The sequence below is a fragment of the Luteolibacter pohnpeiensis genome, assembly GCF_016595435.1.
GTDB classification, from domain to species: Bacteria; Verrucomicrobiota; Verrucomicrobiia; order Verrucomicrobiales; family Akkermansiaceae; genus Luteolibacter; species Luteolibacter pohnpeiensis.
The window spans coordinates 99,943-114,503 of sequence record NZ_JAENIJ010000004.1; the positions used below are offsets into that span (position 1 = coordinate 99,943).

The following is a 14,561-nucleotide window of genomic DNA, read 5'->3' on the forward strand; positions in this document are numbered from 1 at the left end:
CTCCATGCTTTCGTCATTCACCCTGATCTCACTGATCGGCGTGATGCTGGGCGTTCTGGTACTGGTCGTGGTGATGGCCGTTTACGCAGGTCTGGAGCGCGATGTGAAAGCCCGTCTGCTCGGGTTTTCCCCGCACATTCTCATTCGCCATCAGCCGATGAGCTATGAGGAGAAGGATCCGATGCTCGACTGGCCGAACATCGCCGACCGCGCGATGAAAATCCCATCGGTTGTCGCCGCCACTCCTTATGTCACGGATAACGTGATCCTGGATTTCCTCTCGATGCAGCGTCCGGTGCAATTTCACGGCATCGATACATCGGATTCGGTCCAGGTCGACGGCATCACCAAGATGCTCGATCTGGAGCACCATCCCGGCTCCTCCGCAGACATGGGCATCGACGACCGGGTGGTCATTTCCTCGAATGTTGCAGATCAATTCGGCCTTGGAGTCGGCGATACCATCCGGCTCTATTCGACGCGGAATTTCGACGAGGTGCTGAAGGCCTACAAATCGACGGAAAATCCTCCTGTTCGTGAGCATTTTGCCGAGCAATGGCAAGGCATCACCACCGATTTGGCCGCAGGCTGGAAAACCCTGAATGGCAAAGCCGCCATCCTGATCAGCACGCTGGAGCCGATTTATTCGACGCTGGACGCCATTTCAAAATCCTCGATCCGAACCCCGGAGAAAGAGCTCTTGGACGACATCCTGCTGGCCATGAACGATCGCGAACGCGATTCGACCAATCAGTATTTCCTGTTCGATCCCGACGACAAGGCTTCCATCGATGAAGGCATCGACGCGCTTGGCAAAACCAATGCCGAAGACATGGACAATGAGGTGTTGAAAAACCTGAAAACCATCGTCTTGCCGAAAGAGGCTGAAGTGATCGGAGTCTATAAAGCCTCACAAATGGCCGTGACGCCGGACCTTTTCGTGCCATTGCCGCTCGCCCAGGATTTGGCGGGCATTGGTAATTCGGTGCAAGGCGTCGCCCTGCGACTGGAAAACGCCGACCAAGCGGAATCGATCCGCGCGACGGTCCAAAACGCATTTGGTCCTGGCTGGGTCATCAACACCTGGGGCGATCAATACCGGACCTTTTTCCAGCTGATCAATCAGCAGCGGCAAATGATGTATTTCGCCCTTTCCTTCATTGTTCTCATCTCCGCCTTCTCGATGATGGCCGTGATGTTCACGGTAACGATCCAGAAGCGCCGCGAAATCGGTGTGATGAAAGCGCTGGGTGCGGCACCTGGCCAAATCGTCCGGGTATTCCTCTATCAAGGGATGATTCTCGGAGTCGTTGGCTCGGTCTTGGGCGTTTTCCTCGGCCGGGTGGTCATTCACTTCCGTGGCAGTTTACAGGCCATGTTCCGGACAATGGGCTTTGATCCGTTTTCTTCATCCTTCACCGGTTTCGGAGTCCTCCCCGCCCACAACAATCCTTGGGAACAAGCGATGTTTGCTCTGATGGGCTTCATTCTTTGCTCGGTCGCCGCCTTGGTGCCCGCATTTTTCGCCGCCCGCAGTGACGCGGCTAAATCTCTGCGCAATCTGTAATCATGGAAGTCTGGCTTATCAGGGATGGCGAAAAAATCGGCCCATTTCACGACTACGAAATCCGCCGCATGATCGATGTCGGCGAGCTGACCGCCGATTCGCCTGCCTGGCATGAAGGACAGCCCGCGTGGCTCAAAATCTCTGAGATCGAAATTTTCAAAAAGGAATTCGAGCCGAAACCCGTCAGGCCCGAGCCAACTGAGACCAGCTTTCCCGGTGCGCGCAGAACGCCTCCGCCGATTCCCGAAAGTCCCAAAATCATTCGCCGATTCTGGGCCCGCTGGCTCGATCTAAAACTATACGATGCCGCCCTATGGCTGCTGCTCTGGGCAGCTGGCTGCGACCTCGGCAATATCTATAACAATCTCTGGTATCTCATTCCCTGGTATGCGCCGTGGTTTGTGCTCGAAACCTTTTTGATCCAAAAATTCGGCACCACACCCGGCAAAGCCCTGCTTGGATTACGCGTCGAGGACATCAATGGCAGCAAACTTTCCCTACCCAATTCCCTGAACCGCGCGATGCGGGTTTACGTCGTTGGCATCGGGTTTGGTTATAGCGTGCTGATGGTGCTGTGCCAGGTCCTCAGCCTGTTCACCATCCAGCGGCTCGGGAGTCCGATCTGGGACTTTCTGGGTGGCCACCGGATCAAATCGAAAAGTGTCGGCCCGTTACGAATCGCAGTGGTAGTCCTGCTCTTCATCGTCGCCAGCCAGATCCAATTCGCAGTCTATTTCCCTGCGATCAAAGATGACCTGATCAAAACGTTCCCGTTTTTAGAGAACGAAATCCGCACCAATCCCCCATGGCATCTACCGCCACGGAATTCAGGGGATCATTAATAACGAGACTATCTGCGGACTTATACAATTGGCATTCATCGCATTCCGGATCTTCAAAAACCGGAATGCGTGAGGAAGTTGCGATCGCGAAGTTCGGATCAATGGGTCACGCGAGTGCGGCCACCATTGGAGAGAACGCGGACGCGATCGCCGATGCTGAATTGCTCGCCTGAGATTTCCTGCACCACGGAAAGGCTACTTTTGTCGTCAAGACGAACGGTGATTTCGATGCCGTTGCGGGATCCCATCGCTTGTTCAGCGTGCGAACCAAGTGCGCCACCCACCAATGCACCACCGACTGCACCTGCCGTATTGGAAGCACGGCCGCTGCCGATGTTGCTGCCAAGAAGTCCGCCAGCCAATCCGCCGACAAGAGTGCCGGCATTGTTGCCGCCTTCAATCTTCACATCGCGAATCGAGGTGATGCGACCGGTTTGCACCGATTGGGCGACTCCGGCTTCGCCGCGGGAGTAGGTATTACCCGTGAGCGAGTCCATGGCGCAGGACGAAAACAAAAGTGCGGATGCACATCCGAGAAGTGGAATAAATTTCATGGCGCCCAAGAATTCATTCGGCATCCCAAAAAATCAAGTGAGATGAATCTGCCAATCCGCTGCGAGTCTGGGCCTTGCGCCCCATTGACAGCAACTTCACGGCTTTTGACTGGGTGGTAATTTTTTCTTCAGTCCGGCATCGAGGTAACTGTTCCCGTCATCGCGTTGTCCTTCGATGGCGATGATGTTTTTTCCTTCGCGAAGGTGAACTGACTCTGGCAGCAGGATTTCCTCATTGCCATGCCATCCCCCGGCGGAACGATGGATTTCCTGACCGTTGAGATAAACCACCATTTCGCCAAGAGCGCGCAAGTCCATCGCAAGCCGACCATTTGCGGCAGCCATTTCCGAGGACACTTGAAATTCCCGCCGCAGCCAGATCCTTGGAGAGTCCCACGGAGTTTTCACATTCCGCCGTCCTTGAGATGTCGTGCCAAAGGGCGACGGCCCCAGATTCCAGCCTGCATCATCAAAGCCGATATCCGCCCAGTCCTCCGATGGTGCGTCGGAGCTGTATTTCCAAACGGCAGCGGATCGTTCACCAAGGTCAGCCAACACCTGCACTTGCAACGGACGGGGATCGGCAGACGACATATCTAACTGATAGATGATTCCATCATCAAACCCGATGACTTGAATCTCGCCATCAGGATCTTCGACAAACGCGGTGATTCGCGACGGCGCGCGCCCCAAGGTGACGACCTGGGTTAGCTTCCGGTCATGCTGAATCAAAGCCCAGATACCTCGGCGTTCAAAGTCACCAAAAAGATACCACCCATCCATCTGTGGCGCTTGCTTGCCGCGATACACATAGCCTCCGGTGACCGACGCTCCCAACCGATGGGTATAACTCATGACCGGCTCCACATACGATTCTTGATTCCGGCGATACGTTTCAGAATACGGATGGTGCCCCTCGTAGACATTCCATCCGAGATTCTCACCCACGCGCACGATTGAGACTTCCTCAATCTGATCCTGACCAACATCACCGACCCAGAGGTCGCCTGTTTCACGATCCCAGCTGAAACGATATGGCTCGCGAAATCCATACGCCCAAATCTCAGGTAATGCTCCGGCTTTTCCGACGAAGGGATTATCCGCAGGGATGCCATAGTTTTTCCCCTCGGCAGGATGATCGACATCGATGCGCAGGATTTTCCCATACATGACTCCAAGATCCTGGCCGTGACCTTGGGGATCGCGCTGCGGTCCGCTATCGCCAAGACCGATGTAAAGATATCCATTCGGCCCGAAACGAATCGTGCCGCCATTGTGATCCTGGGTCACCGTTTTGCTTCGAAAGATTTCCTTTCCATCACCTTGATCCGGCACCCCTTCATGGAATTCACGTTCTTCGACGATGGTGAAAATTTCACCGTTTTCCTGAGTGTGATATTTGATAAAATAACGGTGGTTGGTCAAAAAATCGGGATGGAAATCCAGTCCCAGTAAACCGGTCGCGCCGCCGGGCCGGACCTTTTGCCGCATGTCGAACACCACTTGCTGCTGGAAATTCTCACTGGTCCCGATTCGTTGAATTTCTAACAAGCGTCCTTCATATTCCAACACCAAAGCCGCATCCTTGGCACGGCCTGGCAACCAAGCGAGCAAGCTCGGCTTGTGAAATTTCAAACCGAACAATGGAGTTAAGTTCGCTTTAGCCGTGGCATCGGCAATGACCGAATAGCTACCATCGGCATCGATATCGTTGCCAGCATCCTCCCGTCGACTTTCCAGAAAAGCGATGAGATCGGCGAATGGCTCCAAGCCGCCTACCGCATGTTGCAAACCGGCTGGCATCAATGAAACGGTTAGTGGCTGTTCCGACTGGATTTCGCTGCGTTGGATTTTTTTCGATACTCCATCGATCCCCATGAGCTTGATCTCGTCCGATGTCGCAGATTTCAGCACACCGGTGAACTGGTCTCCATCGCGAGCCCTGATCGAGGTCGAGCCATAGCCAACGGCGATGTCTGCGGATGGTTCGATCACCGCGCGGATTAAATCTTTGCGGTCGAATTTATTGCCAATGCGACTCAAGTCCGGACCTGCTTTGGAGCTACTGCCATCGACGGAATGACAACTCGAACAGAGGGACGAGGTAGCCGCAAAAACTTTTGAACCGCGAACGGGATCACCCGGATGCTGCATCGCATAGGCGGCGAAATCCGCATCTTGTGCGACAGCGGTCAGAGGAATAGCAATCGATGCGATTGCCCATTTCAATGCGGTTCGATGCATCCACATATCCCCTATCAAGCACATCGGAGGATTTCTGGCAATCACGTCCGTGGCTCGCCTGGTTTGCCGTAGAGCATGAGGTAAGCGAGCTTGAGCGCGTTTGCTAGATCCGGAATGCGGAATGGTTTCGCCAAATAATCATTCATTCCTGCGGCGAGTGCTTTATCCTGATCTTCGCGCATTGCCGCAGCTGTTAGGGCGATGATCCAAAGCGGTGCGTCCGGGGATCGGCGGCGCAATTCACGCGTCGCGCCAAGCCCATCCATCTCCGGCATTTGCATGTCCATCAGAATGACATCGTAGGAAATCAATTCGGTTGCCGACAGAACCTCGACACCATTGGCGGCGAGATCGGCCCGATAGCCAAGGCTCTTGAGAACTGAAAGAGCCACTTTTTGGTTCACCGCATTGTCCTCCGCCAGCAGGATGCGCAACGGGCAAACCTGGCCGAGTTTTTCATCAAAGCCAGACTCCGCTACTGAGGAGTTTCCGCCCGCAGCGTTTCCGCCAACCAGAGCAACCATGATGTTGTGCAACGCGAGCGCTTTGACCGGCTTGAGCAGGCGCGCATCGAACAGGTTCGCGATTTCGGCGAAGGATGGCGAAGTGCTGCTGAGCAAAACCAGCTTCATCGGTGAGTCAGGATAACGTTTGCGAACTTCACGGGCGAAATCCCCACCGCTTTTAAATGGCATGTTCCAATCCACCAAGGCGATCTCGAACGATCCGTTTTCCATCGCGGCCAGGGCTTCATCCGCCGATGAGGCAACCGTCACTTCAACACCCCACGCCTGGGCAAGACCGGATAGAATTTCCCGGTTTACCGAGTTGTCATCGATCACCAACAACCGATGCCCCATCAGGCAAGGCTCCGGATCCAGAGATACCCGTGGCCGGACTCCCTGCATGGCCGGTGCGATGACGCTGAAGATGAATTCCGAGCCTTCGCCTACTTTGCTTTTCACCGCAATCTCGCCGCCCATCAGCTCGACCAAGCGGCGACAAATCACCAGCCCCAGTCCGGTGCCACCATAAAGCCGGGTGGTCGAGGAATCGACTTGTGAAAAGGATTGGAACAAGCGTTCCCGGCGATCTTCAGGAATCCCGATCCCGGTATCGCGAACGCTGAACATCAGTCGATCTTTCGAATCTGCTGGATCACAGGTCACGGAAACGACGACTTCGCCTTTCTCCGTGAATTTCACTGCGTTCCCAATGAGATTAACCAGCACCTGCCGGATCCGCGTTACATCCCCCGAAACACACGCAGGCACATCGGAAGCAATGGAGCAAACCAACTCGATATTTCTCGCCGCTGCGTGGCTGACGAATAAATCCAGCGCTTCTTCCACGCAGGACCGGACATCCACCTGGGTGAGTTCCAACTCGATTTTACCGGCTTCAATCTTCGAGTAGTCGAGAATGTCGTTGATCAAAGTCAGCAGTGCATCGCCGCTGTTTTCGATCGTTTGCAGATAGTCTAACTGCTGAGGATTCAGGTTGGTTTCCCGAAGCAAGGCGGACATGCCGATCACGCCATTCATCGGCGTCCGGATTTCATGGCTCATCACCGCCAAAAAGGTGCTCTTGGCACGATTCGCTTCCTCCGCCTCTTTCGCGGCTTTTTCCGCCCGCTCCTTCGCTTCCTGAATTTCGATCCGCGCCAAATGATCATTTTTCGCGGCAACCGCCGCACGCCGCCGATGCTTGAATACGACGGCTCCGCCAAAAATCGACAGCAGGGAAACCGCCGCCAACGCCCCCAAAGCCGCGCGCCGAATGATGGCCAGGCGTTGCTGAAATCGCACCAGCCGCATGTCCACTCCCACCACACCCTTGAAATTTCCAGCGCTATCCCAGATTGGCGCAAAGCCACTCATCAGATACGTGTCCCCCTCCGGCGATGGTGATTGATTGATCACCACCCGGTGTTCCTGCAGCGCTTTCAAAAAATCCGGGTCCTCATTTTCGTAAATTCCACCCAACTCATCAGGTGGCTCATCATCACCCGGGACTTTATACAAATAGCTCGTATCCAGAATAATGCGAATATCATCATGATCCAGAACCGCTGTGTAGACGTAGAATAAATCCTTGGTCGCCCGATGAAATTTCACCAACGGTTGGAGGGTCTGCAGGTGCAATGGGCTTCCCATTTGATCCGCAGAGTGCAATTGTCCGTGGGCATCGCCATCGATCTGAGTCGCAGCAACCCGCGCCAACTGATCCAATTCCTCACGAACGGCATCAATTTGAGCGATTCTAGCAAACCAGTACGTAATCCCCAAACCACTGCAGGCTACAATCCAGATCAGCAGTCCGACCAAAAAGCCATCCCTTCCTGGACGAATACGACGTCTGGTTGGTAGGTGATTGACGGAATGCAGCATACGAAGTCCACTTAGTCTAACGCTCAACCATGTGGAACTGTCAACTTACGTGAACAAGGAGTGTCCGATTCCGTTCAAATCTGCTCTCAACCCCGTTTTTTACCCTCTCTGGACATGAATTTTGATCGGATCGCCCCATTTTACCGCATCATGGAGTCGGTAACTGCGGGTGGCAAACTGCAGGAATGCCGGCTTTCGTTCCTGCAAGAACTTCCTACCCCGCATAAGGTGTTGATACTCGGAGATGGCAACGGCCGCTGTCTGGCAGAGCTGGTTCGCCGGTTTCCAAACGCGGATTTCACCTCCGTGGACTCCAGCCAAAAAATGCTCAAGCTTTCCCAGAAGCGGCTCTGGAAGTTGTTTGGCGATGCGCCACAGATCCAATTTCTGCATGCCGATGCACGGGAAGTTCAGCTCCCGGAACGGACCTTTGACCTCATCGTCACCCATTTCTTTCTGGACTGCTTCAAGGCGGATGAGCTTGAGGCATTGATCCCTAAAATTGCGGATGCGGCTGCGCCCAATGCCAATTGGTTGCTGGCGGACTTCCGGGTTGCCGCGAAAGGCACTGCCAAAGTTCGTTCGCAGATCATTCTGAAAATGCTCTACGGATTCTTCCGAACGGTGACCAATCTATCAGCTGATCGCCTGACTCCTCCGGATGGAATTTTGCGGCGGGCGGGATACTCGATCAAAGAACGCCGTATCTTCGAAGCCGGATTGCTCCACAGTGATTGGTGGACCGCCACCCATCAATGACTACGTCAATCCTCGTAGATCATCTTTCGGGTCATGCCTCCATCGATCACAAACTCCGCGCCGGTGACGAATCCGGATTGATCGGAGATCAGAAAGGCAACCATCGCCGCCACATCATCCGGCACGCCGATCCGCCCGGCAGGATGCTGCAAGTGTGCGCTCTGCGGATGCGTTTCTCCTTTCACATCGATCCATCCTGGAGAAATGCAATTCACCCGGACATCCGGCCCAAGACTGATCGCCAGAGAATGAGTCAATGCGACCAGGCCGCCTTTACTTGCAGCGTAGGCATGCGTGTCCGGCTCTGACATCTGGGCACGGGTGGAAGCGACCAACACCATGGAACCCTTGGATTTTCGCAACAAGGGCTCGGCATGTTTGGCGAGCAGAAAGGCAGCTGTTAGATTGATCGACAAGACGCGATTCCAATCATTCAAGGAGCTTTCAGCGAGCGATTTGAATTCGCTCACTCCAGCATTCGACACAATCGCATCAAGCTGCTCACAACCCGCCAATGCCTGGACGATATCCTGTTCCTTCGAAACATCCGCCTCAATCGTTGCAATGCCCGGGACGCGCTGCAACTCACCCAATCCCGCCCGATCGATATCCACCGCCTTGACTCTCCATCCCTGCCGCGCCAGCAACATCGCCGTTGCTTTGCCGATGCCGTTTGCCGCGCCCGTCACCAATACACAGCGTGATTTCCCATCGATTTCCGAATTCATGAATCACCCATCGGCCCGGAGTCGTGAATTTTCAAATGTTGCAGCAAGATCACCGTTTTGCCGTCGATGATGCGACCATCGTCTACCATCGCCCATGCCTCTTCGAATCCGAGTTCCAGAGTTTCGATGTCTTCCCCTTCGTGCTCCAGCCCTCCACCGCGTTCGGCTTTTTGCGATGAGTCATAATCGGCGATGAAAAAGGTAACTTTCTCAGTGACCGATCCAGGACTCATGAAAAGCTCGAACAACTTGCGCGGGGCTTCGACCCGATACCCGGTCTCTTCCGACACTTCCTGTCGTATCGCCTCGACCGGATCCACCTGTTCAAGGACGCCTGCACAGGATTCTATCAACATCCCATCTGGCACGCCGTTGACATAGGCCGGAAAGCGGAACTGCCGCGTCAGCAGCACCGTTCGGGCGCTACGATTCACCAGCAAAATGGTGACACCGTTTCCGCGATCGTAGGTTTCGCGACTCACCGTCTGCCAGCGACCATCCGCTCGTTGATGATCGAAAGTCGTTTTCTTCAACACCGCCCAATCGTTCGCGAGAACCTTTACCTCGCGGATTCGAATGGGTGGGGCATCGACAGGCAAATCCATGAAACCCAGGAAATCGGATGAGACGATTTCAACGGCCGCCTTTTTTCGACCAGGAGTCCTTCAGCGCGACGGTCCGGTTGAAAACCGCCGTTGCGCCGGGTTTGTGATCCGCGCTGTCCGCGACGAAATACCCGACCCGCTCGAACTGGCAACGGAAACCCGCGCCGACTTCCGCCAATGATGATTCGACTTTGGCCGTGACGACTTCCAGGGAATCCGGGTTGAGAACGGTCAAGAATCCGCCCTCGGCATCGTCTGGATCTTCCACGCTGAAGAGGCGATCATACAACCGCACTTCCGCGTCCGCACCCGTTGCGACATCGACCCAATGAATCGCGGCACGGCACTGGACGCCTTCCGGTGCATCCGCGCCGGTCGTTCCCGGTAGATACTCGGCTTTGATCAAAGTCACCTTTCCATCCGCATCCTTCTCAAATCCGGTGCACTTGATGATCGGGCCGCCGCGCAGGCGCACATAGCGATCCGGGCCAAGGCGGTAAAATTTCTTCGGAGGATCTTCCATGAAGTCTTCGCGCTCGATCCAGACGTCACCGGTCAGGCTCACCTCGCGCACGCCCATTTCAGGATCCTGCGGATGATTGGAAACTTCTAACAACTCCTGCTCACCGGCTGGCCAGTTTTCGATCGCCACCTTCACCGGGTCCAGCACGGCCATGCGCCGTGGGGCCGAGGTGTTGAGGAAATCGCGAACATCGAACTCCAGCAATGCGACATCCGTCGTGCCATTGAACTTCGTGATGCCGACGCGTTTGCAGAAATGGCGCACCGCTTCCGCTGGATAACCGCGTCGACGGATACCGGAAATCGTCGGTAGTCGAGGATCGTTCCAGCCGCTCACGTGCTTCTCCTGCACCAGTTGCAGCAGCTTGCGCTTGCTCATCACGGTGTAGGTCAAATTGAGCCGTGCAAATTCAATCTGCCGCGGCTTCGACGGCACCGGGCAATGATCGATCACCCAGTCATAGAGCGGGCGATGGTTTTCAAACTCCAGGGTGCAAAGCGAATGCGTGATATGCTCCAGCGCATCTTCCAACGGATGGGCATAATCATACATCGGATAGATATGCCAATCCGATCCGGTGTTATGATGAGCGGCATGCAAAATCCGATACAACACCGGATCGCGCAGGTTCATGTTCGAAGATGACATATCAATCTTCGCCCTCAGAACGCATTCGCCTTCTTTGAACTCACCGGCTTTCATTTTCTCGAACAAGTCGAGATTCTCCTCCACCGAGCGATCCCGGTAAGGCGATGGGGTTCCGGGCACATTCACGTTGCCACGGCTTTGCTTCATTTCCTCAAGCGACTGCTGATCCACGTAGGCCAGGCCCTCCTTGATCAGATGCACCGCCGAGTCATAGAAAAACTGGAAATAATTACTGGCGTAATACAGATCATCCCCCCAATCGAATCCCAGCCATTTCACATCCGCCTTGATGCTTTCGACATACTCCGTTTCTTCCTTCTCAGGATTGGTATCATCGAAGCGAAGATGACATTTGGCACCAGTCGCCGCATTTTCACCCGCGATGCCGAAGTTCAGGCAAATCGACTTAGCGTGACCAATGTGCAAGTAGCCATTCGGTTCCGGCGGAAAGCGGGTGATGGTGGTGGCGTGCTTCCCCGTCGCCAGATCGTTCGCGATGATTTCGCGAATGAAGTCGAGCTTGGCGGCTTTCGGTTCGGTGTCGGACATGGTGTGAAATGAAATGGGATCGTTGGGAAAAATCAGGCCTGCATCAGCAGGCGGCGAGCTCTTTGAGCAGCGCTTGGTTGAGACGGATCCCCGCCTCGAAATTTTCGACCGGGAAGTTCTCGTTCGGCGCGTGGATCTGCGCGTCGGCGAGCGCGAGACCGAGCAGCAAGGTATCGACGCCCAGCACATCGCGGAACGTTTGCACGATCGGGATGCTGCCGCCTTCGCGGATCAAAACCGGGTCGGCGTTGAACGCCTTTTTCAACGCAGTCTGCGCCGCGAGACCGAATTTTGAATGCGGATCGGTCGCGTAAGGTTGTGCATCGTGGCCGATCTTCACTTCGATCTCCACGCCTGGAGGGCATTTCGCTTCGAGGTGACGCTTCACTTTCTGGATGATATCGACCGGGTCCTGATCCGGAACGATGCGGAAGGTCAGCTTCGCGAAAGCCTCAGCCGGCAGAACCGTTTTCGAGCCTTCACCTTGATAGCCGCCACCGATGCCGTTCACTTCCGCAGTCGGGCGTGCCCATGTGCGCTCTGCAGAAGAATAACCTTCCTCACCGAACAAGCTCGGCGAACCGGTCACGTCCAGGAAATCCTGCTCGGAAACGCCGGGCACTTTTGCCCACATTTCGCGCTCCCAGTCTTCCAGCGGGCGGACATCGTCATAAAATCCTTCGACTTGAATGCGGCCGTTATCGTCGTGCAAACTCGCGACCAATCGCGCAACCGCCGTGGCCGGGTTGGCAACCGCGCCACCGAAAAGACCCGAGTGAAGGTCGCCTTTCGGACCGCGGACGATGACTTCGCAGGCGGAAATCCCGCGCAGGCCGTAACCCAGAGTCGGCACGCCCGGAGCCACCATGCCGGTGTCGGAGATCGCGATCACATCGCATTTCAGCTCATCCTTGTGAGCTTCCAGGAATGGCTTGAGGTTGGCGCTACCGATTTCTTCTTCGCCTTCGAACAGGAAAATCAGGTTCACCGGCAGCTCGCCTTCCTCGCGCAGGGTTTTTTCAACACCGAGCAAATGAGCCAGCATCTGGCCTTTGTTATCGGTCGCACCCCGCGCCCAGATCCGGCCATCGCGGATTTCCGGCTCGAACGGGCCGGTTTTCCAAAGCGAAAGTGGATCGACCGGTTGCACATCGTAGTGGCCATAGATCAGGACGGTTTTGCGACCTTCCACGTGCTCGTTTTTCGCCAGCACGATCGGATGCCGCGGTGTTTCATGGAGTTCGGCGGTCAGGCCCATGCCCTGCAATTTTTGAATCAACCACTCGCCGCACGCACGCACATCGGCTGCATATTTCGAATCAGTGGAAACACTCGCAAATCGGAGGAACGAAAACAGATCTTTCAGCTCATTGGTCACGGGCAAAAGCATGTCTGCCAGTGAAATCCCCGCAAGACGAAATCGATCCGCAAATGGACTCCCGAGCGGCGTTGCAACGTATCCGCCGTCCACCTCCGATGCGTTTCAATCCGCTAACCCTTGCCAAACGACTGGAAATCAGGTTATGGCCCTCCTCCTATGGCCACCTATCGAGTGCTTGTTTCTGACCCCATTTCGGAAAAAGGCGTGGATGCCCTTCGCTCCGCCCCCGATATCTCCGTGGATGTAAAGACCGGGCTCAGCCCCGAAGAATTACTCACGATCATTGGAGAATATCACGGACTTGTGGTGCGATCTCAAACCAAAGTCACCCCTGAGGTGTTCGCCGCAGCCACCCAGCTGAAGGCGATCGGCCGCGCCGGCGTCGGCGTGGACAACATCGATCGTGATGCCGCCACCGACCACGGCGTCGTCGTCATGAACACCCCAAGCGGAAATACGATTTCCACCGCCGAGCACGCCTTCACCCTGATGGCCTCGCTCGCCCGCAACATCCCGCAGGCCCACGCGTCCGTGATCGCCGGAAAATGGGAGCGCAAGGCATTTCAAGGCGTCGAGCTGTTTGGCAAGCGCCTCGCCATCCTCGGCATGGGCCGCATCGGCACGGAATTCGCCAAGCGCGCCCAGGCTTTCGGCATTCATGTCGTCGCCTACGATCCTTTCCTCACCGCAGCCCGTGCCCAGGCCCTCAAAGTCGAACTCGCGGAAACCCCAGACATCGCCCTGACTGGCGCGGATCTGGTAACTCTCCACGTTCCTCTCACACCGGAAACCAAGCACATCATCAACGCCAAACGGCTCGCCCTGCTGAACCCGGGCGCGTTGGTCGTCAACTGCGCCCGCGGTGGACTGGTCGATGAAGCCGCTGCGAAAGAATCGCTCGATGCCGGCCACCTCGGCGGCATCGCGCTCGATGTTTACGAAACCGAGCCACCGGCTGCCGACTTCCCGCTTTTCTCGGCGAAAAAGACGGCCTTCACCCCGCACCTCGGGGCCTCGACTGCCGAAGCGCAGGAAAATGTCGGCATCGAAGTTGCCCACCAATTGCGCGATTTCTTCGTCACAGGCGAAATCCGCAACGCGGTCAACATGCCGAATCTCGACAGCCGCACCCTGCAAAGCGCCGGTCCTTACCTCGATCTCGCCCGCTCGCTCGGCAAGCTGCTTTCCAAAATCGGCCCGGAGCAGTCCGACAAAATCCGCGTTTCCTATATCGGCCCGGTTTCCGAAATCGACACCGAATTGGTCACCCGCTCGGTGCTCGCCGGTTACTTGTCCGCCGCTTACCACGAGGCGCAGGTCAATCTGGTCAACGCTCCGGCGATCGCCAAAGCCCACGGCATCCAGATCAGCGAAACCTCGTCGTCGCTCGCGACCACCTTCACCGATCTGATCGAGGTCTCGGTCGTCAAAGGCGGTGAAACTTCCACCGTCGCGGGCACGATCATCGGCAAATCCAGCCGGATTGTTCACATCGCCGGCCACTACGTCGAAACCAACCCGACCGGGCATTTCCTGTTTGTTGAAAACGACGACCGCCCCGGCATCGTTGGTGTCATCGGCAGCGCGCTTGGCAGCGCCCAGGTCAACATTGCCAATATGTCATTGAGTCGCAATGCAGAACGCAAAACCGCCGTCACCGTAATCGAAGTCGATGAGCAACCGCCCGCCTCATTGCTGGAGCTGCTCCGAACCACCCCAGGCATTCTGCGCGTCCTCAGCTTTGAATTGTGAGCCATAATTTTTCTCCAAC

General features: G+C 55.8%; 11 protein-coding genes. 4 read left to right on the forward strand and 7 right to left on the reverse strand.

Annotated elements, in window-relative coordinates:
• The first annotated feature begins 4 nt into the window (after positions 1–4).
• Together JIN85_RS03710 and JIN85_RS03715 are read left to right on the forward strand one after the other, a co-directional pair.
• On the forward strand, positions 5–1,567 hold the full coding sequence (locus JIN85_RS03710; RefSeq protein ID WP_200267792.1) for an ABC transporter permease: 1,563 nt from the start codon (positions 5–7) through the stop codon (positions 1,565–1,567).
• Between the two features lie 2 nt (positions 1,568–1,569).
• The gene (locus JIN85_RS03715) at positions 1,570–2,409 is read left to right on the forward strand and encodes an RDD family protein (RefSeq protein ID WP_200267793.1); all 840 of its coding nucleotides are present in this window, start codon (positions 1,570–1,572) and stop codon (positions 2,407–2,409) included.
• A gap of 98 nt (positions 2,410–2,507) precedes the next feature.
• On the opposite strand, the gene JIN85_RS03720 is transcribed toward JIN85_RS03715, so the two are convergent.
• From JIN85_RS03720 to JIN85_RS03730, 3 genes are all read right to left on the reverse strand, one after another.
• Entirely contained in the window at positions 2,508–2,963 is a 456-nt protein-coding gene (locus tag JIN85_RS03720) for an outer membrane lipoprotein (protein WP_200267795.1), read from the reverse strand.
• A gap of 96 nt (positions 2,964–3,059) precedes the next feature.
• Positions 3,060–5,207: a PQQ-dependent sugar dehydrogenase gene (locus JIN85_RS03725; RefSeq protein WP_200267797.1), complete on the reverse strand. Its 2,148-nt coding sequence runs from the start codon at positions 5,205–5,207 to the stop codon at positions 3,060–3,062.
• Positions 5,208–5,248: 41 nt separating this feature from the next.
• A complete protein-coding gene (locus JIN85_RS03730; protein WP_200267799.1) occupies positions 5,249–7,495 on the reverse strand; it encodes a hybrid sensor histidine kinase/response regulator in 2,247 nt (748 codons plus the stop codon).
• Between the two features lie 216 nt (positions 7,496–7,711).
• Between JIN85_RS03730 and JIN85_RS03735 the strand changes: the two genes are divergently transcribed.
• The gene (locus JIN85_RS03735; protein ID WP_200267800.1) at positions 7,712–8,356 is read left to right on the forward strand and encodes a class I SAM-dependent methyltransferase; all 645 of its coding nucleotides are present in this window, start codon (positions 7,712–7,714) and stop codon (positions 8,354–8,356) included.
• A gap of 5 nt (positions 8,357–8,361) precedes the next feature.
• Here the strand turns inward: JIN85_RS03735 and JIN85_RS03740 are convergent, their stop codons facing one another.
• The 4 genes from JIN85_RS03740 to JIN85_RS03755 are packed head-to-tail and all read right to left on the reverse strand — an operon-like array spanning position 8,362 to position 12,799.
• The gene (locus tag JIN85_RS03740) at positions 8,362–9,084 is read right to left on the reverse strand and encodes an SDR family oxidoreductase (RefSeq protein ID WP_200267801.1); all 723 of its coding nucleotides are present in this window, start codon (positions 9,082–9,084) and stop codon (positions 8,362–8,364) included.
• Positions 9,081–9,689, reverse strand: coding sequence for an NUDIX domain-containing protein (locus tag JIN85_RS03745; RefSeq protein ID WP_200267802.1), 609 nt, complete (start codon positions 9,687–9,689; stop codon positions 9,081–9,083). Before JIN85_RS03745 ends, JIN85_RS03740 begins: the two co-directional genes overlap by 4 nt.
• Positions 9,690–9,717: 28 nt before the next feature.
• The gene (locus tag JIN85_RS03750; RefSeq protein WP_200267803.1) at positions 9,718–11,409 is read right to left on the reverse strand and encodes a glutamine--tRNA ligase/YqeY domain fusion protein; all 1,692 of its coding nucleotides are present in this window, start codon (positions 11,407–11,409) and stop codon (positions 9,718–9,720) included.
• A gap of 43 nt (positions 11,410–11,452) precedes the next feature.
• Positions 11,453–12,799 carry a dipeptidase gene (locus JIN85_RS03755; RefSeq protein WP_234047215.1) on the reverse strand — a complete coding sequence of 449 codons (1,347 nt, stop codon included), beginning with the start codon at positions 12,797–12,799 and terminating at the stop codon, positions 11,453–11,455.
• A 147-nt stretch (positions 12,800–12,946) separates the two neighbouring features.
• Between JIN85_RS03755 and serA the strand changes: the two genes are divergently transcribed.
• Positions 12,947–14,542, forward strand: a complete 1,596-nt coding sequence (gene serA / locus JIN85_RS03760; RefSeq protein ID WP_200267804.1) for a phosphoglycerate dehydrogenase — start codon at positions 12,947–12,949, stop codon at positions 14,540–14,542.
• The last annotated feature ends 19 nt before the right edge of the window (positions 14,543–14,561 follow it).

Bases quoted from the DNA above. Each gene is read 5' to 3' on its own strand.
- JIN85_RS03710 (WP_200267792.1), top strand. From the start codon at position 5: ATGCTTTCGTCATTCACCCTGATCTCACTGATCGGCGTGATGCTGGGC.
- JIN85_RS03715 (WP_200267793.1), top strand. From the start codon at position 1,570: ATGGAAGTCTGGCTTATCAGGGATGGCGAAAAAATCGGCCCATTTCAC.
- JIN85_RS03720 (WP_200267795.1), bottom strand. From the start codon at position 2,963: ATGAAATTTATTCCACTTCTCGGATGTGCATCCGCACTTTTGTTTTCG.
- JIN85_RS03725 (WP_200267797.1), bottom strand. From the start codon at position 5,207: ATGCATCGAACCGCATTGAAATGGGCAATCGCATCGATTGCTATTCCT.
- JIN85_RS03735 (WP_200267800.1), top strand. From the start codon at position 7,712: ATGAATTTTGATCGGATCGCCCCATTTTACCGCATCATGGAGTCGGTA.
- JIN85_RS03740 (WP_200267801.1), bottom strand. From the start codon at position 9,084: ATGAATTCGGAAATCGATGGGAAATCACGCTGTGTATTGGTGACGGGC.
- JIN85_RS03745 (WP_200267802.1), bottom strand. From the start codon at position 9,689: ATGGATTTGCCTGTCGATGCCCCACCCATTCGAATCCGCGAGGTAAAG.
- JIN85_RS03750 (WP_200267803.1), bottom strand. From the start codon at position 11,409: ATGTCCGACACCGAACCGAAAGCCGCCAAGCTCGACTTCATTCGCGAA.
- JIN85_RS03755 (WP_234047215.1), bottom strand. From the start codon at position 12,799: ATGCTTTTGCCCGTGACCAATGAGCTGAAAGATCTGTTTTCGTTCCTC.
- serA (WP_200267804.1), top strand. From the start codon at position 12,947: ATGGCCACCTATCGAGTGCTTGTTTCTGACCCCATTTCGGAAAAAGGC.